Origin of the sequence: Mesorhizobium sp. M0601 (genome assembly GCF_040320845.1) — a bacterium.
Lineage (GTDB): Bacteria > Pseudomonadota > Alphaproteobacteria > Rhizobiales > Rhizobiaceae > Mesorhizobium.
Genome location: NZ_JAMYQK010000014.1, coordinates 20,733 through 42,356 on the forward strand (window position 1 = coordinate 20,733; position 21,624 = coordinate 42,356).

The window sequence follows — 21,624 nt, forward strand, 5'->3', positions numbered from 1 at the left end:
GTCACCGTCGTAGCGTGCGGCACGGCTTTCCACGAGCGATCTATGCCGGCGGGAGCAGTCCGAAACATCATTATTGCGTCCGAAATTTCCCCGATCCGCGCGTGGGGATTGCAGCCGCGGTCCTGGCCGGCTGCAGCACAGCCTTCTTCTTATGCGAAGACGGACTGGAACTATACTGCGCAGCATGATCCGCCGTCGAGACGTCTCCGACCAGCGCCGCAAGGTCAGTCTCATCGAGCGTCTCGGTCTCGAGCAGCCTGCGTGCCGCCCTTTCCAGCACGTCGCGCCGCTCGGTGAGCAGGCTGACGGTTCGTTCGAACGCGGCCTCCACAATGTCGCGCACTTCCGCGTCGATGGCATCGGCGGCGGCTTCGCCGTAATCGTGCTCGCGCGGTCCGCCCGCGAGCGGGTTGGGGCTCAGGAAGGAGCGTGGGTCCTTTTCCAGCGCCACGTGCCCGAGTTTTGCCGACATGCCGTAACGCGTCACCATGGCGCGCGCTATGTCGGTTACCTTGGCGAGATCATCGGCGGCTCCGGTGGACAGATGGCCGAATACGATCCATTCGGCCGCCCTGCCGCCGAGCAGCACTGCCATTTTGTTGTCCAGCTCCTCGCGTGTCATCAGGAAGCGATCCTCGGTCGGACGCTGGATAGTGTAGCCGAGCGCGCCGACGCCGCGTGGTATGATCGACACCTTGTGCACCGGGTCGACGCCAGGCAGCGCCATGGCTACCAGCGCATGACCCATTTCATGGTAGGCGACGATCTCGCGCTCCTTCGGGTTCAGGAGCCGGTTGCGTTTCTCCAGTCCCGCGACGATGCGCTCCACCGCATTGTTGAAATCTCCCATCATTACCGCATCCGCCTTGCGGCGCGTGGCGAGCAACGTCGCCTCGTTCACGAGATTGGCCAGGTCAGCACCGGTGAAACCGGGCGTCAGCGCCGCCACTTTTTCCGCGTCGACATCCGTCGCCAGCTTGGCCTTGCTCATGTGAACCTGCAGGATCTTGATGCGACCCTGCTTGTCGGGCCGGTCGACCAATACCTGGCGGTCGAAACGGCCGGCGCGCAGAAGTGCCGGATCAAGGATCTCAGGACGGTTCGTCGCGGCCAGCAGCACGACGCCGATCTGTGGATCGAAACCGTCGAGTTCGACCAGAAGCTGGTTGAGCGTCTGCTCCTTTTCGTCGTGGCCGCCGACCATGGTCCCGCGGGCGCGGCCAAGAGCGTCGAGCTCGTCGATGAATATGATTGCGGGAGCCTTGGACCGCGCCTGCTCGAAAAGATCGCGCACGCGCGCGGCCCCGACCCCCACGAACATCTCGACGAACTCCGAACCGGAGATCGAGAAGAACGGGACCTTGGCTTCGCCGGCGACGGCCTTGGCGAGCAGAGTCTTGCCCGTGCCCGGCGGTCCGACCAGCAGCACGCCTTTGGGCATGCGGCCTCCGAGGCGGCCGTATTCGCCCGGGTTCTTGAGAAAATCCACAATCTCCTGCAGCTCGGCCTTGGCTTCATCGACCCCCGCCACATCGTCGAACGTCACGCCGGTATTGGCTTCGACATAGACCCTGGCCTTGCTCCTGCCAATTTGCATCAAACCTCCGACGCCGCCGTCCATGCGTCTTAGAAGCAGCATCCACAGGCCAAAGAAGACGAGCACCGGCACAACCCAGGAAAGCAGGTCGCTCAGGAAGGTGCTTTCGACCTGGCCGGTCACAGTGACACCGTGCTCCTGCAGGTCACGGGCGAGGTTCGGCTCGACGCGTGTGGTGATGAATAGCGGCCTGCCATCTTGCGGCTCCTTGAAGCGGCCCTGGATGAAGCGGTCCGAAACCTGCACCTCGGCGATTTTGCCGGCGTTCAGCAAGGTCTCGAACTGGCTGTATGGTATCTCGGCGACGTGCTGCGTCGTGGCATAGATATACTGGACGACCATCACGCCCACGAACGCCGCGACCCAGTACCAGATATTGAACCGCGTCTTTCTGTTGCTCATGTCCATGGCGGCCTCCACAGGGAACCGGATATAGGTCGCCAAGCCCGCGCGGCATCGGTGCAGGCCAGGTACGGCGCAAAAAAGTGGGAAGCCCAGACCAGCCGGCGACGATACTGGGTCTGCATTGTCCTTTCCTGCGCGGCATGCCCGGCATGCCGTTTTCCTCCGCCGGATAGACCCCCTTCAAAACGTCGTTGAAATCATGGCTGACGGCCGCATTGCACTCGCAGGCAAGCACCTGCGACACGGCGGCGGTCGCTGCTCTGCAGCAATGCCAACATCCAGACAACATCTGCGCCGGCATGCGGCCGCTTTTCCGCATCGCAAGGGTTCAACACTCAGGCGAGAGCCGGACCTATGGAACCCTACATGAATGGACGCGGAGAGAACGCGCCAGTCCTCGCCCGCCGGGGAGTTCCTCGCCGGCGGGCGGATGCCTCGGATACAGAGAGTGGCCGCGTTCAACTCAAAGTCGATCGACGGATGCTGTAAAACCGGTGATTTCACGACCGCGACCGGCGCCGGGAAGCTTCTCCAATTGATCCAATTGGCGCAACGCGTCCATGATGGCATCGAAGCTGACCGGTTCGGTTGCGCCCGGCGGCATGCGCAGCGCCGGCACCGATTCCACTGCACAGGCATCCGATGCCCATGACGAAAGGATTGCACGCTTCTCCTGGAAGTCCAGCGTCACGTCGGTCAGCACGTTCTCAGGTCGCTCGAAATGCCGTGCCGGATGGAGCAACCGGTCAAGAAAAACATCAGGGCCCTCGGGCCCGATTGGGGGAAAACTCGTCGAAATGGCTCCTTCCATCGATAGTCCTCCGCTTTGAATAGTCTCCTCTGTTGACGTCGTCTGTGGTGGCTGTCGCGATTTCCACCAGCTGAAAATTTTGGAGAGTTTCGACCAAATTTCAATGGCTCCGCAACGCCACATCCTCGCAGTTCCGCCCGCCATCAACATTTTTTCGAACCGGTGAAACAATCGGCGTGAATGTCAGTTCTTGCGCCTGGGACAAGTCGCGCGGCAGCGCCAGGGCGGTCGGGCGGGAGAACCAATCATTTCTTACATTTCCAGGAAGCGACTGTGCATTGGCTTGGTCGCAGGAATTTTGATGCTCTCGGCTGGCGGCTTTGCTCCGGTTTCAGCACAGGAAATCCTGAACGACTTCGGCGCAATCCTGCGTCAGAAGCTGCCGGCCGTGGTCGCGAGCCCGGGCAAGATTACCGGTTTCGCGCTCTATTATCGAGGCCGACCAGCAAATGGCCGCGAGAATGCCTGGCTGATGAGGGACACATGCTGGAACTCGAAAGCCTGGCGATCGATATCAATCTCGCGTGTCGCCGCCGTAGGGCGTGGCACGCATTGAAGGGCGTTCCACGAAGGAGCTATACCATTGTGCCAGTCGTGGCCTTCCCTGCAGGAAGTCGGGCAGTCCGCGGAATTCCAGCCAGCTTAGACAAGTGGCGAGCGCGATGTGGCCGACATGGAGCGGCGCGTCGAATTCGACCTCGCTTTCCACGAAGTCATAGGATTCGATAAGCTTCATCGTCATGCCTGCACCCAAGGCGGGATAACGCAGATGTTCAGGGCGGCGCTCGTTTTCCCACCGAATGGAAATGCCTGCGTCGCACATGCCGCCGGCAAGCGCCTGGAGGCGCAGGGCGGACCATTTGGCCCGCCCTGTTTCGGGGATGAGCCGACGACTGCTTTCGAGGTTGTCGAGATAGTCGCAGATTACGCCCGAATCGAAGATCGCATAGCCGTCGTCGACAACGAGAACGGGCACCTTGCCAAGCGGATTGATCGCAAACACATCATCGTTGCGATTGATGGGGCTCGTCTCCTGATGAATGACGCGCAGACGTCCGGCAAGGCCCGACTCGTGGGCAAAGACCAGAACCTTGCGCGCGTAGGGGGAGTGGGTCTGGTAGATGAGTTTCATGGACCCGTTCTGCGCTGGGTCTGGCGGGCATATCGAGCAGTCCGCGGCCCAGCCGCTCTTCCGTTCAATGATCCCGGGTCCGGTGCCATCGTCATGCGTCCTTCTCCAGTTCGGCCTCGGTCACGATGATCAGCACCCGGCTCGATTCGTCGAGCGCAAGCTCCTGCGACAGGCCGTAAGCCGCGACGGCGGTGGCGAGGCCGGCGAGGCCGGCGGCACCCGACGGGGTTGTGTCTGGACCGTTTGCCTCACGAAGCCGGCTCTTCGCGTCGGCAAGCGCCGCTTCGGACACGGTTATGACCCGAGCGTTGCCTTGGCGCAGTACGTCGAGCGCCGATGCTGCTGCTTCGCCACAGGCGAGCATGTCTGCCGACGTCTTGAGATCGCCGGATATCCGAACTGAGCGTGCTTGCGACAGCGCGGCCGCGACGCAGGCTGCGGCCTCTGGTTCTACCACGACGATCATGGCCGGAGGCATCAGCCAGTCCTTCAGCCCAGTCGTCAGGGCGGCGGCAAGTCCACCGACACCGGCCTGCACGAAAAGGTGGGTTGGCCTCAGATGGCCAATCTCGTCGACTTGGCGACGGATTTCCGCGGCAATCACGCCATAGCCAGCGACGACATCAGCGACCGCTGGATCATCCGGGTCGCTCGAGGTATCGGCCACCAAAATGCCTTCCCCGGCGCGGGCTGCCGCAGAGGCCCGATCGACGGCATCGTCATAGGTGCCGTCGACCCACACGATTTCGGCGCCTTGGGACTCGATACGCCGCACCCGGGCCGCAGGAACGCCCGTATGGAGGTATATCCTTGCCCTCCCGCCGGCAAACTTCGCCGCCGCGGCGACGGCAAGTCCGTGATTGCCGGCGCTGGCCGTGATTAGCGCCGGCAGCGGCGTCTGGGCCCGCTCTGGATCGAGCAGTTCATCGATATCCATCCCGGTAGCGCGAGCGAGAGCGCACAGACCGGCATAGGTGCCGCCGAGGGACTTGAAGCTGCCCAGGGCACGGTGGCCCTCGTTCTTGGCAAGCACCTGGGTCACATCCAGGCTCGCAGCCAGGTTTGGCAGGTCGAGCAGCGGTGTCGGTGCATAAAACGGCGACAGGCGCTGTAACAGCGCCGCAATGAGATCAGGGCCAAGGCCCGGCTGTGTGTCTGTGGTCATGAGGCGAAATTCTATTCCGGAAACGATGGCGCTTGGCGCCTATTATCGTTGCCCGCCTGCCTGATTTCGTCATAGATGCCTGTCCAAATGACGAAAACCGCCGCCCTCGATCGCTTCGACCATGTGCTGCTGTCGCTGGTTCAGCGCGACAACCAGATCCCGGCGCGGCGTCTCGCCGAGCAGGTCGGGCTTTCCCAGAGTGCGGTCCTGCGCCGCCTGCGCCGGCTGCGGAAGGATGGCGTGATCGCGGCGGATATTGCCGTCGTTCGTCCGGCGGCCATGGGCCTGCCGCTAACCATCCATGTGCTCGTTTCCCTGGAACGGGAGAGCGCTGTCGAGTTGGACGCCTTCATCGGCAAGCTCCGCGGGCGCTCGGAGGTTCGTCAGGCCTGGTATGTCACCGGTGAAGCCGATTTCGTGCTCCTCCTGCAATTTCCGGGGATGGAGGCGTACGATGTCTTCGCGCGGGAAGTCTTCCACGCCAATTCGAACGTGAGGGCGTTCCGCACCATCGTGACAATGCGGGAAGTGGTTGGCGCAGCGGATGCGCAGCCGCTACCCACTGCCTGAGTTGCGGCGTGCCCCCGGCAAGCTGACTGCCCTGCTTGACCCGGAATTCTAGTCAAGGGCGCGAACCCGATTGAAGTTCGATACACGCATCCCGTATCTACTCACCCGCCGCACCGAGCTAATCGCTGCCGCCAAGATGCTTCGCGAATGTCGCCCCTGGCGCAAATTACTTCCACTCGTGCCTAGAAGAATATCCATGTATGAAACGGGGGGTGCAGCTCGCTCCCGTATACTGATCGTCCAACGGCGGCATGAATTTCGGAAGGGATATGAGAGCCAACACTTCAGGATCTCCCGGTGATGAGGCGCACTCTACCCGCAGCAGAATCAAAGAGGTCGCGGCCGAGTTCTATGTCCTGCGCGGCCACGATGGTTTCAGCTTCGGCGATATAGCGACGGCAATCGGCACGACGCGCGCCAACATCCATCATCACTTCGGCAACAAGCGTCAGCTGATGGAGGAATTGATCGCGGACTTCGCCGCCAACGCCGAGGCCCGCATCAAGCGCTTCTGGACGACCCCCGATATCCGGTTCTTCGACCGTCTCGATATGCAGCTCGAGGATCTGCGCCGCTTCTACGAACGTTTCAACGCTGTGAAGGGAGCCCGCAATATGTGGAGCCCGCTTTCGCGCCTTCGCCACGACCTCCCGGTTCTCGGAGAACCAGCGGAACGTGCCCTGGAGCGCGTCAACCGGGTCTATGATCAGAGCCTGCGTCATGCGGTGGACCAGGCGGTGAAGGACGGAGAGCTTTCCTCCCACACACTCAGGAACGAACTCGTGCACATGCTGCGCATTACCCTTCTGTCCTGTCCACCGATGACGCAGGACACCGGAAGCTTCGACGAGGTCGCCAGGACCTTCGCAGCGCTCGCTGCGATCATCCGCGCCGCTTGGCAGGATGCGGGAAAGGGCTCGGATCGAGGCTAGACATCGGGTGGATCAAAGCGAAGGTGAGTTGACAGCCTTTGGCTTTCACATTACTTACTTGCAGGTAAGTCAGCCCATGATGGCGACGAGGCGCGTATTAGGGAGGATCACGTGCTGCGCGATGATGCATTCACCCGTTTCGAGGTCAGCCCCTTCACTGGTGCACTCGGTGCAGAAATTCGCGGGATCGATCTGGTGAGCGCGAGCGAGGATGCCTTCCAGGACGTTCGCCGCGCGCTCTACAAATATCATGCGCTCGCCGTGCGCGATCAGGAGCTTGACGCCGCTGGCGTCCACAAGGTCGCCCGCCGGTTCGGACCATTTAGCGGCAATCCGGTGCACACGCCGATCGACGGCTTTGACGATATCGTGCGCTTCGTGCGCGAGCCGGACGACACGGGCAAAGTGATCGGCGAGGACTGGCACATGGACCTCGCCTGGCTACCGAAGCCACCGGGCATTACGATTCTCTACGGTGAGGAGGTGCCGCCGGTTGGCGGCGACACCTGCTTCTCCAGCCTCGAGAAGGCATATGACTCGCTTTCGCCGCGGCTGGTCGAGATCCTGCAAGGCCTGACGGGCGTCCATAGCGGCCGCGGGGTCTTCGCCATCAACGCGGCCCACAGCCGGCTCGGCGTCAAGGCCGATGTCGAGGCGATCGAGAATGCCGTCGTCGAGCATCCTGTGATCTGTCGCCACCCCGAGACTGGCCGGCGCTATGTCTTCGTCAGCAGCGTGATGACCAATTTCAAGGGGATGACGGAGGAAGAAAGCAAGCCGATGATCGACTTCCTGATGGCGCGGGCTGTCCGGCCCGAGTTCAACTGCAGGCTGCGTTGGGAACCGAAGACGCTCGGTATGTGGAACAATCCCCATGTCCTGCACACCGCCATCAACGATTATCCCGGATATCGCCGGGTGATGTACAGAACAACGGTGGAGGGCACCGTTCCACTTGCCGCCAGGGACGGCTGACGCGCAACCGCTCAGGGAGGAGCAATGGCATTTGGTTCCGAGGCGTCCGTCGGCCATAGGGGGGAAGGGGCGGCGGAAGCGGCTGGCGAGACCAAGAGGCGGCGCTTCGCGTTTTCGCCTGCCTACCTCTATGCGACGCCCGTGCACCTCCTGGTGCTTGGGATCATCGTGCTCCCCGCGATCTTCGTCCTGTGGCTGAGTTTCGAAGCCTCGTCATTCGGCCAATCGGCAACCTTCGTTGGCTTCGATAACTATATCCGCGTCCTCACTGATCCCTATTTTTGGGGTTCGGTCTGGAACACGGTCCTTGTCGTCGCCGTGGCGGTTCATATCGAACTGCTGCTCGGCCTTGGCCTGGCCCTGCTTTTCGCCTCCGGGCTTCCCCTCCAGCGCGTCATGCTCGTCGTGGTGCTCGCTCCCTACGCCATCAGCGAGGTGACGGCGGTCGCAATGTGGCGCTTCCTGTTCGATCCAGACGTCGGCCCGATCACGCTGATGCTGCGATACACCGGTCTGCCGACGCTCGACTGGACGTTCATCCCTTCTCACGGCCTCATACTCGTCGGCCTGCTCACGATCTGGCTGCACCTGCCATTCACATTCATCATCCTCTATGCGGCACGGCTCGCGGTTCCGAAGGAGCTCTACGAGGCTGGGCGCACCGACGGAGCCAATGCGTTCCAGCTCTTCCGCAACATCACGCTGCCGCTTCTGGCGCCAGCGATGCTGATCGCGCTGCTCTTCCGCTACATCTTCGCCTTCCGTCTCTTTTCCGAGGTCTGGCTCCTGACCCAGGGCGGCCCGGCACGCACGACCGAGGTCGTTTCCGTTTATCTTTATCAGGAAGGCTTCCGCTACAACTCGTTCGGCACGGCGGCCGCGACGGCATGGATGATGGTCGTCATCTCGCTGCTGCTTGCGACTGGCTATGTCTGGCGGCTGCGCAAGGAATCCATGGCCAATGCGTTCTAGGCGTCTTGCCATCGGTGCCGGAAAGACGCTCGCCGTTGCGGCAATCGTCGTCTGGTCACTGTTTCCGATCGGCTTCATCGTGCTCTCGTCGTTTAAACCCGGTCGCGAGATTTTCGCGGTTCCACCGGAGCTCTTCTTCGAACTGACCTTCGAGCACTACGCCTCCCTGTGGCAGCGCTGGCCGGCCTTTTTCGACGGGCTCGTCAACAGCCTGGTCATCACCACCGGGGCGACGGCGCTTGCCGTCATGGCAAGTCTGCTCGCCGGTTTTGCCTACTCACGCTATCGAGGCGTCCGTTTCCTGGAGGGGTCGGTGATGTTTCTGATCGGATCGCGGCTGATTCCGCCGATCGTCGTGACGCTGCCACTGTTCCCGGTCGTCAATCGGCTCGGGCTCAACGACACCCATCTGGTGCTGATCCTGCTCTACGCGACTTTCTTCGTCTCGCTCGGCACGCTCCTGATGCGCACGTTCATTGACCAGGTACCGCGCGAACTCGACGAGGCGGCCGTCCTCGACGGCGCGCGGCCGCTGACGATCCTTGTGAAGATCATCTTGCCGCTCGTAGCGCCCGGCATGCTCGCCGTCGCCGTCTTCGTAGTCGTCTTCGCGTGGAATGAGTTTCTGTTCGCCTATATCTTCACCGCCAACCACGCCAAGACCGCGCCTCTGGTCCTTTCGGAGATGATCAGTTCGATCGATGGCGTCGACTGCGGCGTCCTCTTTGCTGCCTCTACCGTCCAATTGCTGCCGGTTCTCGTCTTCGTGGTCCTGATGAACCGGTTTCTCGTCGCCGGATTGACCGCCGGCGCGACCAAGGGGTGACGACGTCACCGAGAAAGGGAGGAAGACAATGCCTTTGCACATGACACGCAGAGCCCTGCTGACGACGGCGATGGCCGCCGGCGCGACGGGTGCCTTGGGTCGGTTGGCCCATGCTCAGGTAAAGACGCTGAATGTGCTTTGCCATCGCGTCCACCAAGCCAACCTGACGACCGGCGCCGCCGGCAATGTCATCAAGCCCTGGGAGGACAAGAACAATGCCCAGATATCCTGGACCACGCTCGACAGCAATCCGCTCCAGGACCGGCTATTCCGGGAGGCGAGCCTGAGCGAGACCGATTTCAACATCGGCTATGTCATCGACAACCGCATGACGTCGCAGATCGCCTCGCTATTCGAGCCGCTAGACGATCTCCGGGAAGCCGAGCCGATCGAGGATTTCGACGATGTCGCCGAGGGCCTGCGCCAGTCGATGACCGTCGGCGGCAAGCTCGTCGGCGTTCCGGTGCGCCATGCCACGCAGGGGCTTTTCTACAACGAGGAGCTGCTTCAGGAGGCCGGCATTTCGGCGGCGCCGGATACGCTGGAGGAGCTGGTCGAGCAGGCGAAGAAGCTGACCTTCACCTCCAGGTCCGGCACGCCCGTCGTCGGCATGATCCTTGCGAGTGACCTCGCCGTCTTCCCGGTCATGTTCGCCCGCGCCTTCGGCGGCGATTTCATCGACAAGCAGTTCAAGGTGGTCCCCGATCCGGAGGCGATGGAAAAAGGCCTGTCCGTGCTTGCCGACCTCTTCAAGGCCGGCGCGCTGCCCCGCAGCTATGCCACAACGCGCAACGACGACGTGGTGACGTGGATGCAGCAGGGGCGCGCTGCCTTCGCGGTGCTGCCCTTCGCCCGCTACGCGCAGCTCAACAACAAGGAACAGTCGACCGCACCGGGAAAGATCAAGGCGATCGAGTTCCCCGGCTCCAAAACCCTCGGCAGCGGTCACGAAATGCATCCGGTCGTTGAATCCTGGGCGATGGCCATTCCCGCTAATTCGACGGACAAGAAGCTCTCCTGGAGCTACATCCGCTTCGTAGCGAGCAAGGCCGCCACACTCGACATGGCGCGCAACGGCAATGGCCCCGTCCGCACCTCGACCTATGCCGAGCCGTCGTTCGCCGGGTCGCTGCCGCAGGCGAAGGTCGAGGCTGCCGCGCTCGCCAAAGCGCGACCGGCATTTCCGGCTTTTCCCGAAGCCGCTCGCGCTCAGTCGACGTTTCTCGAGGAGGTTCAACTCGCTGTCCTCGGTCGCAAGAGCCCGAAGGAAGCGGTCGCCGCCATTATCGACCGCGTCAAACCGCTGATGCCAGCGTAATCATATGAACCGACGTTCATATCGCCTCGCACATACCGAATGGGAACGCCGGCCGAAATCGCTGCGGCGGTGGCGTTCCTCGTGAGTGATGAAGCTTCGTTCGTCACAGGCCAAACCCTGATCGCCGACGGAGGGCTCTCGATACTGGACTTCACTTCGCTTTCTCTTCTCGACCAGCGCGGTTCGGTGCTGTTCTCAGGCATGGTCGGCGACACTCCGTAGGCAGGTCTGAACCAGGCCGAAGCCGACCGATCTTTCCGATCGAATATCCGATGATCTGGTAGCAGGAGCGCGCTGCCGCCTGTGCCATACTCACCGGAGTACCAGTTTCGGGTTTCGCTGCTGCGGCTGAACGAACGGAGCCTACCCCGGACCTTCGCGCGCCGATTTTCTACTAGCTTCCCGCGAGCGACAACCCACTGGCGCGCTCGCATAACAGGGCAAGCAATTCGCTGCGCCGCGCTTCTGGCGTGTCGACGGGCAACACGAAACAAAGCGTCTTGTTGATGGCTCCGTTGCCGTCGCGGATGGGCGCGGCCATGCACCAAGTGAAGCGGTCGGCCAGAGCGGCGGTCTCGCTGAAACCTTGCTGGCGCGCCAGAGCGACATCGCCGAAGAACTCGGCTGGCGCAATGACACGGCCGTCTGGAAGCGTGTAGTCGCCAGGCGGAATGAAGTCGCATATTTCCTGCTCGCTCATATGGCCGAGCAGCAGCCTACCGGACGCCGTCCACGGTATCGGCACCTCGACGCCGACATCGCTTGAAATCCGGAACGGGCCAGGCGAGTCCCGGCAATCAAGGACGACATATTTGGTCCCGCGCAGGCCGCACAGTTGGACGGTCTCGCCCGTCTCCGCGCCTAGTCTGTCCAGGGTTTCGATGATGCGCCGGTAATGGGCATTATGATGTGAGTAGGCCCAGCCGAACAGATGCATCGCCTTTCCGAAATAGACATAGCCTTCCGTCCCGACATTTTCGAGCATTTCGGCTTCCAGCAGGCTGTTGACGATTTCATAAGTGGTTGAACGCGGCGCGCCGATCATCTTGGCGATGTCGCCGACGCGCATCGGCGCGCGGTGCCGCAGAAGGGCCTCCAGTAGCATGATGACGCGGTCGATCCCGCGACGCCGTTCGCCATTGCGCGGCTCGGCGCCGGCTTCCGTTTCAATTAGACCAGTGACGCCATCGCTCATGTAGGCCGCACCCGCGCAAAATCATTCGGCCCTCGTCTCAAGACGCTTGAAAGATGTCAAGGCTCAGTCTAGCATCCCGTTTGTCCGATATACAGGCCTATTGTCTGAAATATCGGACAATAACGAGCCAGGCGCAGAAAGTCCTGACGAGAAAAACGGGCGGTTTCCGATACGGCAACCGGCGGGTTCTCTCGTCCCGATCCCGCACGTCCAGGCATAACTTCAGAAGGGAACAATCATGACGAAATCATCGTTTTTCGCGTCCGCCAGTGCCCTTTGCCTCGGCCTCCTCCTCAGCCTCGGCGCCGGTTCGCAGGCCAACGCCGCCGCTAAATGCATCAAGGGCGATCGCAAAGCGCCATATACGATCGGCTGGGCCAATATCTATTCAGTGCCGACCTGGATGAAGCAGACACAGGGCACGATCGAAGCCGAAGTCGAGACTTTGAAGAAGCAAGGCTTGGTCGACAAACTCGTCGTGACCGATGCCCAGGGCGACGCCAACGTCCAGATTCAGCAGATCCAGTCGATGATCGATTCCGATGTCGATGCCATCATCTTGATCGCTGGTTCGTCGACCGCGCCGGCGCGCGTGCTGGCGGACGCCTGCGCCAAAGGCATCGCCATCATCAACTTCGACAGCCTCGTCGATACCGACCAGGTGACCGCCAAGGTCAACACCGATTCCTCACAGTGGGGCGATCAGGCGGCCAAGTTCCTGATCGACGCCATCGGCGGCAAGGGCAAGATCCTCATCCTCAATGGCCCAGCCGGCGTTTCGGTCAGCGACGACCGGCGCAAAGGCGCCGATGCCGAGCTTAAGGCCCATCCCGATGTGAAGGTGCTTGCCGAGACGAACACGCCCTACAATGTCGCGCCCGCCCAGGAGGCCGTCACCAGCCTGCTTTTCGCCAACCCCGAAATCGACGGCATCCTGTCGCTGGGCGGCGCGTTGTCGGCGGGCGCCGTGCTCGCGCTCGACAAGCAGGGCCGCGACCAGGTGCCGATCACCGGCGAGAATGCGCGCCAGTTTCTCGAACTGTGGAAGGAAAAGGGCCTGAAGAGCTGGGCGACGATGCAGCCGAACTGGCTCGGCGCCTTCGCCACCTACACCGCCGTCCAGGCACTGGAGGGCGAGGATGTGCCGGCTTTCGTCAAGATCCCGTTGCCGGTGATCGACAATTCCAACATCGACGAATACCTCGCCCGGGCGAAGGATTTCCCGGCTGACGGTTACATCTATTCGCCGTACGATGAGGATCTATTCAAGAAGCTGCTGGCCCAAAAATAAGCCTGAAGGGTTGTAGCATTGACAACCACGGCTCCGCTTCTCGCCGCGCAGGGGGTGTCGAAGTCCTTTTTCGGCAACCCCGTTCTGCGCAACGTTTCAATCGCTCTCCAGCCCGGCCGCGTGCATGCACTGCTGGGCGAGAACGGCGCAGGTAAGTCGACACTGATCAACCTTTTGTCCGGCGCCTTGCGCCCGGACGGCGGGGCGATCGAGGTCGATGGGCGCCCGGTCTCGCGCATGACCCCCGCTAATGCGCGACAGGCCGGGATCGCCGTTGTCCAGCAGGAACTCAGCCTGACGACCAGCTTGTCCATTGCCGAAAACATCGGGCTCGGTGCCTATCCCAAGCGGTTCGGCTTGATCGACTACAACGAGCTTGCCGTCCGGGCCAGGGCCGCATGCGATCTTGTCGGGCTTTACGAACCGCTGTCTGCGCCGGTGGGGCACCTGTCCCTCGGCCGCCGGCAGATGGTGGAGATCGCCAAGGCGCTTTACCGCCGGCCGCGCGTGCTCATTCTCGACGAACCCACCTCATCGCTATCGGCAACTGAGACAAAAATCCTCACCGACCTGCTGAGGAGGCTTCGGGGCGAGGGCATCGCTATTCTCTACATCTCACACCGACTGAACGAGGTGATGGCGCTGTGCGAGCATGTCACCGTGCTCAAGGACGGGACCTGCACGGCGGACTGCTCGCTGGAAGGAACCGATGCCGCCGGGCTGGTACGGCTGATGGTCGGCCGCGACCCCGGCGATCTCTTTCCACGATGGCGGCCTTCGCCATCGCCGGCCGACGCCATCTCGGTTCGTAAATTTTCCGCCGGCCTGATGCGCGACGTCGATCTCGACATCAGGACGGGCGAGGTGCTTGGCATTGGCGGCCTGGTCGGGCAGGGGCAGGAAGATCTGCTGCTTGGCCTCTACGGCGCGATCCCGGCCAGGACGGTATCCGCGACCGTAAACGGTGTTTCGGGTTTGCCCGGCGGCGTGCCGAACGCCAATGCGCTCGGCCTCGCTTATGTCCCGGCTGACCGCAAGCGCGAAGGCCTGCACCTGATCCATCCCATCATCACCAATATGATGCTGCCCGCCTTCGCAAGGCTGCCGGCGCTGAAGCTGCGCAGTCGGCGTGCCGAGCGCGATATGGCAAGGGGTCTCGCCGCCCAGCTTGCCATCAAGGGCGACCTCGACCGCCCGGCACAGGCACTCTCAGGTGGCAACCAGCAGAAGGTCGCGCTGGCGAAATGGATGCCACACGAGCCGCTTGTGCTTCTCCTCAACGACCCGACGCGCGGCGTCGATGTCGAGACCAAGCGTGAGATCTACATGATGCTTCGCAAACTCGCCGCCGCCGGCAAGGCGATCGTGCTGCTCAGTTCCGACACACCCGAACTGGTGCACCTTTGCGACCGTGTCGGCGTGGTCCGCGAAGGCCGCATCGTGGCCATGCTCGAGCGCGAGGCACTGAGCGAGGAAGCCATCGTTTCCGCCGCAATGGGCGCCGAACAGCAGAAAGTTGCGGCATGAGCGCGGTCGCATCCTCAAGCCAAGCCGGCGCGCTCTACTGGCCGGTTCAGCTGCGCCGCAATGTCGGCGTGCGCAGCCTGTTCGCTGTGGTCCTGGCGTTCGTCATTGCTTACGGTTTCCTGTTTCCCGGCCTCTTGACAGCGTCCGGTTTCGCCAAATTCACCCAGAGCTGGTTTCCGCTGGCGCTGGTCGCCATGGCCCAGGCGATCCTCATGCTCACCGGCGGCATAAGCCTGGCCATCGGCGCCATGGTCAGCCTGGGCGCAGTGATCGCTGCGACGACGATGACTGGACCGCTGGGCGTAGCCGGCGGTGCCGCTGCGGTGGCGCTGACCGGTCTCGGCATCGGTGCCGCGATCGGGTTCATCGTCGTGAAACTTCGGTTGCCGGCGATCGTGGTGACGCTGGCTGGCTCCTTCATTATCGGCGGCGCTGCCCTGCTCATCCTGCCGAGGCCGGGGGGCGCCATACCCGAGTGGCTGTCGGACCTGCTTGCCGGCAACACGCCGGCGGCATTCGTGCTGCTGGTACTCATCGTGGTTTTGTGGAAACTCTATCTCGCCACGCCGCTTGGTTTGAGCATCTATGCTGCAGGCGAAAATCCCGTCGGCGCCTACCGCTCCAGCGTGCCGGTCGACGGTGCCCGGATCGCCGCCTACGCGATTAGCGGCCTGCTTTGCACAGGCGCCGGCCTGTTCATCGCCGCGCAAACGGGTTCGGGCGATCCAGTCATCGGCACGGCGTTCACGCTGAATTCCATAGCCGCCGCAGTGCTCGGCGGCATCGGTTTCCTTGGCGGCCAAGGTACCATGCGCGGCGCTCTTGCGGGCAGCCTGCTGCTCAGCCTGATGATCAGTGTCATGTTCTTCCTCGGCTTCACGCCGGTCGCCCAATATGTCGCCCAGGGCCTCATCATCATCGGGGCGGTCGCCATCCCGCAATTCCGCAAGGTGCAGCAATGACAGCACGGAAAGTCAGTGTGAGCGGCAGGCGCGCCGTGACGATTTTGCGCAGCCGGCCCTTCCTTACGATCGCTATAGTTGCGGCGGTATGGATCGCGGCGAGCTTCGCTTCACCTGGCTTCGGCGCTTATGGGCATTTGCGCTATTTGGTTGAATTGGGCGCGGTGGTCGGCCTGGTCGCGGCGGGCCAAACTTTCGTGGTGATTGCCGGCGGAATCGACCTTTCCGTCGCGGCGATCGTCACGGTTAGCGCTGTCAGCCTGCCGCTGCTTTCATGGCAGGCGGATCCGACAGGGCTCACCGCCGTTCTTGCAGTTCTCACGTTGACGAGCGCAATCGGTCTGGTGAACGGGCTGGGCGTGGCGCTGTTGCGCGTTCATCCAATGATCATGACGCTGGCGATGGCGACATTCCTGCAAGGTCTGCTGATCATCATCGCCGGCGGCAGTGCCGTGACCGCCGAGAACCCGCTGGTCCGCTGGCTCGGCAATGCGCGGCCGGTCGGTATTCCGGCAGGCGTGCTTTTGTGGGTGGTCATTTCAGTGATCGTTCTGACCACGATGCATGCGACATCCCTTGGCGCCCGGATATTCGCGATGGGCGCCAATCCGCTCGCCGCGGCGCTGTCCGGGGTTCCCGTCGCCTCGACCACGCTGGCGGTCTACGGCATCAGCGGCTTCTGTGCGGGACTTGCCGGTGTGTTGGTCCTCGGCATGAACGGACAAGGCTATGTCGGTATCGGCGATCCTTATCTGCTCGCCTCGATTGCCGCCGTGGTGCTTGGCGGCACCTCGATCCTCGGCGGGCTCGGCACCTATGCCGGCACCATCCCCGGCGCCATCCTGCTGGTTACGATCACGGCGCTGATCACCGTGGTCAACGCATCGCCTGGCTGGCGCAGTATCCTGTTCGGGTCGCTGATCCTGGGGCTGCTGCTTCTCTCAGGCAGAGAGCAGGCCCGCCGATGACATATCGTCCAGCCGATAAATGCGCCGTGCATTGCCGTAGAACAGTGCCGTCTGCTCGTCCGCGGAAAGCTCTCCTGCAATGGCCTTGAAGCTGTCATACACCGCATCGAACGATGCATGCAGGCCGGCGACCGGAAAGTCGCTGCCGAACATCGCGCGCCGCGTACCGAAACAGTCGATGCAATGCATGACAACCGACCTTAGGCTGTCGAGCGTCCAATCATGATCGTAGGCGACCAGATCCGATATCTTGATGGCGACGTTCTCGCGCTCCGACAAAAGCCGCAGCCCCTCGCGCCACACCCGCATTCCGTCCGCATCGCGATCGATCGGGCTGCCGCAATGGTTGAGAACAAAGAGCTGGTCTGGAAAGGCCGCTGCGAGGCGCGCCGCGCCGGTGAGCTGGCGCGGAAACACCATCAGGTCGAAAACCAGCCGGCGGCGCCCAAGCAGGGACAGGCCGGCACGCCAGGCCGGATCGTCCATGATGCCGTCGCGGGCGGCAAAACGACGGGCGGGATCAGGATCCCAGCTCAGTATGTCGCGTACGCCGACGACACGGTCGAATGCCGCCTGCGCCTGGACCAGCGCCGGCGCTTGGCGGTTCGCCAGAGGTACGTGAACGACGTAACGGGCGGCCACGCCGCGCGACTTGTCGAGGGTTTCAAGCCACCGCGTTTCACCCACGCAGTCATCCCCGGCCCAACCGGCTTCAATATGGACGGTGGCGACGACACTGTGCTGGCCGGCGTCGCGCAAATAATCTTCAGGAAGGTAGTTTCGCCGCAAGGGGCCAAGCTCGCCCAGACCGCCGCGTTCGCCAGCCGTGGGCGCGAGCCAGGGATGGCGGCCGAGGCCGAGATCCCACAGGTGATGGTGGGCATCGATGATCGGTCCGCAGTAACGCTTTGGCACGCATCTCTCTCATGGTGTGGCCGGCATCGGAAATCGATCCGGACTTCATCCTGCGAAAGCGAAAGGACTAGCATCGGATGACCGAAAACTCACCCGTACTGTCGCTCGCGACCCGTGAAAATTTCCTGCTCGACGATCGTATCCGCGGCGTTCCGCCTGGCACCCTCGGCCTGGACAGCAGCTTTGTCGCATCTGAGCGCTGGCATCCAGCGCATGGACGTATGTCGTTGCCGGTGTTGACCCTCGACGAGGAGGCCTTCATCGCCAATCGTGACCTGTTCTTGGGGTATGCGCGAGAACAGGGCGCCGTGATCGCCCCGCATGCCAAGACCCCGATGGCGCCGGACCTTGCCCGGTCCCTGGTCGAGGCCGGAGCATGGGGCACGACCGTCGCCGACATAAGGCAGGCCACAGTGATGCTCAGATCCGGGCTCTCTCGGCTGATCATCGCCAACGAGGTCGGCGGACCAGGTGGTGCGAACCGACTTGCTGTCCTTGTCGGCGCCTGGCCAAGCGCCGAGTTCTACGTTTTTGCCGACTCTTTCGACGCCGTGAATGCGCTTGCTGAAGCTTGGCGCGCCAATGCGACGCTGCCGCCATTGCGCGTGCTCGTGGAACTTGGTGCGGGGAGGGCAGGCGCCCGGACCACCGGCGAAGCCGAGGCGATCGCCGACGCGGTTGTAGCTGCCGGAGGGCGGCTGCTGATCGCCGGCGTCGCAGCCTACGAAGGTGCCGCGGCGCAAGCCGATCCTGGCCGTACCGATGAGGCGATATCCGCGCTGTTGGCAATGACAGCCGATATGTTCCTGCGGCTCCGCGCCCGCGTCGGCGGCGACACCCCGCTGATCGCCACCGCCGGCGGCTCGGTGTACTTCGACAAGGTGGTCGCAGCGCTTTCGCCCCTCGTCTCCAGGGACGGCAATGCCACGTTGGTGCTGCGCAGCGGCGCCATCTTCTTTCACGACCATGGCGTCTACGACAGGTCGCTCGGCGCACTCGATGCCCGCGACGGTTTTGCGATCGGCGGCGTCGGTGCTTCCGCACGAAATTCCTTCCATCCGGCTTTACGTCTTTGGGCCGAGGTACTGTCGCGGCCGGAGCCCGGCCTTGCTATCTGCGGTATGGGCATGCGCGACGTGTCGTTCGACCAGGGCTTTCCGAAGGTCGTGACCATCTTTCGTGCCGGCAAGCAGCTGCCGAAAGCGCGTGCCGAGGTCTTCAAGCTCAACGACCAGCACGCCTTCCTGACAATTGCGTCGGGCGACAATATTGCCGTTGGTGACGTCGTTGAATTCGGCATCTCGCACCCCTGCACCTGCCTCGATCGCTATCGCGTGATCTTCGGCGCCGACGCGGCCGGGTATGTCCGCCACGCCTTTCCTACCTATTTCGGCTGAGCAGATATCGCGGCCACTTCCAAAAAAGAGAACCTCGAAAGGATCTGATATGATCAAGTACTTCCAGTCCGGCTCCCGCATGTCTCAGGCGGTCGTCTATGGCGGCCTCGTGCACATCGCAGGCCAGGTGGCAGACGACCGCAAGGCCGGCATCGAGGGTCAGACGAGCGACGTGCTCTCCAAGGTCGAGGCGCTCCTTGTTGAGGCCGGCAGCAGCAAGTCGAGGCTAGTGGCGATCAACATCTTCCTGCCGCAGATCGCCGACTTCGATGCCATGAACAGCATCTACGATGCCTGGGTGGATCCTGCGCGCCTGCCGGCGCGCGCCTGTGTCGAGGCGCGTCTCGCCGATCCCGATCTCCGCATAGAGGTCACTGCGATCGCAGCTATCTGAGCCGCCGCCATGCACACCGGCCTCAGCCATACGCTCGACTTCGACCGGGACGGCAAGACACTCGGCCATCTCAGCATTCCGTTTTCGATCGACCGTTCGCCCTATTTCCAGGTCAAGGTCCCGATCTGCCTTGTCCGCAACGGCGAAGGCCCGTCGGTGCTTCTGATGGCCGGCAATCACGGCGACGAATATGAAGGCGAGCTGTCGTTGGCAAAGCTGGTGCGCCGGCTCGATCCCAAGCAGATCAAGGGTCGCGTCACCATCCTGCCGATGGCGAACGTGCCGGCGGTGATCGCCGCAAAGCGCTGCTCGCCACTCGACGGCGGCAATCTCAACCGCGCCTTTCCGGGCGACCCGTCAGGCACGCCAACAAGCCGGCTTGCCAATTTCCTGGAGATGGAACTGTTTCCCCGCCACGACGTCATCTTCGACATTCATTCTGGCGGCACCTCGATGGAGCATCTGCCGACCGCGCTTGTCGAGCACAATACCGATCCCGACCGGCACCGGCGCGGTGTGGAGCTAATGCGGACGCTCAGCATGCCCTATGGGTTCGTGGCCGATAACGGCCAGGCCTCACCGACCTCCATGGGTGCGGCGCGCCGGGCCGGCGCCATCGGCGTCAGCGGAGAGTTCGGCGGCGGTGGCACTGTCACGGTCGATACGATGGAGATTACCGCCCGCGCACTCGACGCCCTGATGGCCGCCTTGGGAGTGGTTGAGGCGCCGGTTCTTGCACCGGCAACCGGACCTTCGGCGCCGACGCGGCTTCTTTCGTTGTCTCGGCACAGTCAGGGCCTTTATGCCACAAGCCGTGGTTGGTTCGAGCCGGCAGTCAGGCTGGGCGACAGCGTGACTTCAGGCCAACTGGCGGGCTGGTACCACGACCTCGAACGACTCGACCTCGCCGAGCAAGCCCTGCACTTCCTCGAAAGCGGCATTGTGCTTTCGCGCCGGCTGCACACGATGTGCGAGGCGGGAGACTGCCTCATGCAGGTCGCCGAGCCGGTCGACTGATAAGAAGCCCTCCCGACCATACGCCCATATCAGGATCAAGACTGAGGATAACCGGATGCAACTGTCGATGTGGACCTATCCTTGGGATGTCCAGGATCTGGGCTTGGAGATGGTCGAGCGCGATCTTGTCGAGCGTGCCGGGCTCAACATGATCAGTCTGGCGACTTCGTATCACGCTGGCCGGTTTCTGCAGCCGCGCAGCCCGCGCCGGAAAGCCTATTTTCCGGAAGACGGAACCATCTATTTCAAGCCAGATGCGGCACACTGGGCCGACCTAGCCATCCAGCCCAAGGTGGCGAAGGTGATCATGGAAGGCGGCGATGTGCTTGGCGACCTTGTCCGCCGGCGCGAGGTGGGCGGGCTGGGCGTTTCGTGTTGGACGGTCTGCTTGCACAACACCCGGCTCGGCATGCTTCATCCGCAGGCCGTAACCCGCAACGCCTTCGGCGATGCCAACTACTACAATCTCTGCCCATCACATCCGGAAGCGCGCGCTTATGTCCGCGCGCTGATCGCCGATATCTCGCACAGCTACAGGCCGGACCGGATCGAGCTTGAAAGCCCGTCATTCATGGGCTTCGCCCACGAATACCATCATGAGAAAGACGGTGTCGGGCTGATGCCGGAAGACGATTTTCTGTTGTCGATATGTTTCTGCCCGTCCTGCCTTGCGCGCGCGGCCGAGGCCGGCGTCGACGGCGAAGTAGCGCGCAAGCTCGTCGGGCAATGGATCGTCGAGACCTGCGAGCGCGCCGTGCCCGAACGGCGCTTTCCAGACTTTCCGGGGAGCGGCCTCGACACTTTTTTGCCATGGCCGGAACTCCATGGCTACCTGCTGTGGCGGTTCGAACCGGTGACCAGCCTGGTCGCCGAACTGCGCGAGGTGGCCAATCCGGCGACCCGCGTTGTCATCATCGATTTGAAAGACGGTTGGCTTGGCGGCTGCGATCTCGCGGCGCTCGGCAAGGTCTGTGACGGGGCAATCCTGTGTGCCTACGACATGCAGCCCGGCGATGTCGCCAGCCTGATGGCGGCCGGACGCGCAGCCCTTGGCGTGAAAAAGTTCCTCGGCGCCGGCTACCGGCTGTTCTATCCGGAAATGGCCGGCCCCGACATCCTCACCGCCAAGGTCAAAGCTGCGATGGCGCCGGATGTCGACGGCATCAATTTTTACAATTATGGCCTTGTCCCTGCCGCACGCCTCGATTGGGTGAGTGCCGCAAGATCCGTTTGAAAAACCGATCCGTTGCCGCAG

General features: G+C 62.7%; 21 protein-coding genes. 15 read left to right on the forward strand and 6 right to left on the reverse strand.

The genetic code is table 11. The features are described 5' to 3' along the window. Positions 1-70: 70 nt before the first annotated feature. From ftsH to NKI41_RS15225, 4 genes are all read right to left on the reverse strand, one after another. The gene (gene ftsH / locus NKI41_RS15210) at positions 71-2,005 is read right to left on the reverse strand and encodes an ATP-dependent zinc metalloprotease FtsH (protein WP_352614858.1); all 1,935 of its coding nucleotides are present in this window, start codon (positions 2,003-2,005) and stop codon (positions 71-73) included. A 460-nt stretch (positions 2,006-2,465) separates the two neighbouring features. Continuing rightward, complete coding sequence (locus tag NKI41_RS15215) at positions 2,466-2,813, reverse strand: hypothetical protein (protein WP_352614860.1); 348 nt, start codon at positions 2,811-2,813, stop codon at positions 2,466-2,468. 514 nt (positions 2,814-3,327) lie between these two features. After that, entirely contained in the window at positions 3,328-3,945 is a 618-nt protein-coding gene (locus NKI41_RS15220) for a glutathione S-transferase family protein (protein ID WP_352683785.1), read from the reverse strand. Between the two features lie 91 nt (positions 3,946-4,036). After that, a complete protein-coding gene (locus tag NKI41_RS15225) occupies positions 4,037-5,110 on the reverse strand; it encodes a pyridoxal-phosphate dependent enzyme (protein WP_352683787.1) in 1,074 nt (357 codons plus the stop codon). Positions 5,111-5,197: 87 nt separating this feature from the next. Here NKI41_RS15225 and NKI41_RS15230 point away from each other — a divergent pair, with 87 nt between their 5' ends. The 7 genes from NKI41_RS15230 (at position 5,198) to NKI41_RS15260 (ending at position 10,925) form a co-directional block, all read left to right on the forward strand. Further along, positions 5,198-5,680, forward strand: coding sequence for an Lrp/AsnC family transcriptional regulator (locus NKI41_RS15230; RefSeq protein ID WP_352683790.1), 483 nt, complete (start codon positions 5,198-5,200; stop codon positions 5,678-5,680). Positions 5,681-5,949: 269 nt separating this feature from the next. Further along, positions 5,950-6,612 (forward strand): TetR/AcrR family transcriptional regulator, encoded by a 663-nt coding sequence (locus NKI41_RS15235; protein ID WP_352683792.1) that lies wholly within the window; start codon positions 5,950-5,952, stop codon positions 6,610-6,612. A 111-nt stretch (positions 6,613-6,723) separates the two neighbouring features. Continuing rightward, positions 6,724-7,587, forward strand: coding sequence for a TauD/TfdA dioxygenase family protein (locus NKI41_RS15240; RefSeq protein WP_352683794.1), 864 nt, complete (start codon positions 6,724-6,726; stop codon positions 7,585-7,587). 24 nt (positions 7,588-7,611) lie between these two features. Then, positions 7,612-8,559 (forward strand): carbohydrate ABC transporter permease, encoded by a 948-nt coding sequence (locus NKI41_RS15245; protein ID WP_084641568.1) that lies wholly within the window; start codon positions 7,612-7,614, stop codon positions 8,557-8,559. Next, positions 8,549-9,385: a carbohydrate ABC transporter permease gene (locus NKI41_RS15250; protein ID WP_352683796.1), complete on the forward strand. Its 837-nt coding sequence runs from the start codon at positions 8,549-8,551 to the stop codon at positions 9,383-9,385. The genes NKI41_RS15245 and NKI41_RS15250 overlap by 11 nt, the downstream gene beginning before the upstream one ends. A gap of 28 nt (positions 9,386-9,413) precedes the next feature. Beyond that, complete coding sequence (locus tag NKI41_RS15255) at positions 9,414-10,703, forward strand: ABC transporter substrate-binding protein (RefSeq protein ID WP_352683798.1); 1,290 nt, start codon at positions 9,414-9,416, stop codon at positions 10,701-10,703. A gap of 39 nt (positions 10,704-10,742) precedes the next feature. Then, the gene (locus tag NKI41_RS15260; protein ID WP_352683800.1) at positions 10,743-10,925 is read left to right on the forward strand and encodes an SDR family oxidoreductase; all 183 of its coding nucleotides are present in this window, start codon (positions 10,743-10,745) and stop codon (positions 10,923-10,925) included. A 172-nt stretch (positions 10,926-11,097) separates the two neighbouring features. On the opposite strand, the gene NKI41_RS15265 is transcribed toward NKI41_RS15260, so the two are convergent. Continuing rightward, positions 11,098-11,898 (reverse strand): IclR family transcriptional regulator, encoded by an 801-nt coding sequence (locus tag NKI41_RS15265; RefSeq protein ID WP_352683802.1) that lies wholly within the window; start codon positions 11,896-11,898, stop codon positions 11,098-11,100. Between the two features lie 238 nt (positions 11,899-12,136). Between NKI41_RS15265 and NKI41_RS15270 the strand changes: the two genes are divergently transcribed. From NKI41_RS15270 to NKI41_RS15285, 4 genes are read left to right on the forward strand one after another with little or no spacing between them, the layout of a single operon-like run. Next, positions 12,137-13,189 (forward strand): ABC transporter substrate-binding protein, encoded by a 1,053-nt coding sequence (locus tag NKI41_RS15270; protein ID WP_352470927.1) that lies wholly within the window; start codon positions 12,137-12,139, stop codon positions 13,187-13,189. A gap of 18 nt (positions 13,190-13,207) precedes the next feature. Then, positions 13,208-14,716, forward strand: a complete 1,509-nt coding sequence (locus tag NKI41_RS15275) for a sugar ABC transporter ATP-binding protein (protein ID WP_352683804.1) — start codon at positions 13,208-13,210, stop codon at positions 14,714-14,716. Further along, entirely contained in the window at positions 14,713-15,678 is a 966-nt protein-coding gene (locus NKI41_RS15280) for an ABC transporter permease (protein WP_352503472.1), read from the forward strand. The genes NKI41_RS15275 and NKI41_RS15280 overlap by 4 nt, the downstream gene beginning before the upstream one ends. Beyond that, positions 15,675-16,646 carry an ABC transporter permease gene (locus tag NKI41_RS15285; protein WP_352470930.1) on the forward strand — a complete coding sequence of 324 codons (972 nt, stop codon included), beginning with the start codon at positions 15,675-15,677 and terminating at the stop codon, positions 16,644-16,646. The genes NKI41_RS15280 and NKI41_RS15285 overlap by 4 nt, the downstream gene beginning before the upstream one ends. On the opposite strand, the gene NKI41_RS15290 is transcribed toward NKI41_RS15285, so the two are convergent. Next, the gene (locus NKI41_RS15290) at positions 16,620-17,561 is read right to left on the reverse strand and encodes an amidohydrolase family protein (RefSeq protein WP_352503470.1); all 942 of its coding nucleotides are present in this window, start codon (positions 17,559-17,561) and stop codon (positions 16,620-16,622) included. The two genes, NKI41_RS15285 and NKI41_RS15290, sit on opposite strands and share 27 nt — an antisense overlap. Before the next feature lie 77 nt (positions 17,562-17,638). Between NKI41_RS15290 and NKI41_RS15295 the strand changes: the two genes are divergently transcribed. The 4 genes from NKI41_RS15295 to NKI41_RS15310 are packed head-to-tail and all read left to right on the forward strand — an operon-like array spanning position 17,639 to position 21,603. Beyond that, positions 17,639-18,958 (forward strand): type III PLP-dependent enzyme domain-containing protein, encoded by a 1,320-nt coding sequence (locus NKI41_RS15295; protein WP_352683806.1) that lies wholly within the window; start codon positions 17,639-17,641, stop codon positions 18,956-18,958. Positions 18,959-19,007: 49 nt separating this feature from the next. Next, positions 19,008-19,352 carry a RidA family protein gene (locus NKI41_RS15300; RefSeq protein WP_352470933.1) on the forward strand — a complete coding sequence of 115 codons (345 nt, stop codon included), beginning with the start codon at positions 19,008-19,010 and terminating at the stop codon, positions 19,350-19,352. A 9-nt stretch (positions 19,353-19,361) separates the two neighbouring features. Beyond that, positions 19,362-20,369, forward strand: a complete 1,008-nt coding sequence (locus NKI41_RS15305) for a succinylglutamate desuccinylase/aspartoacylase family protein (RefSeq protein WP_352470934.1) — start codon at positions 19,362-19,364, stop codon at positions 20,367-20,369. A 55-nt stretch (positions 20,370-20,424) separates the two neighbouring features. Continuing rightward, positions 20,425-21,603: a hypothetical protein gene (locus NKI41_RS15310; protein WP_352470935.1), complete on the forward strand. Its 1,179-nt coding sequence runs from the start codon at positions 20,425-20,427 to the stop codon at positions 21,601-21,603. Positions 21,604-21,624 lie beyond the last annotated feature (21 nt).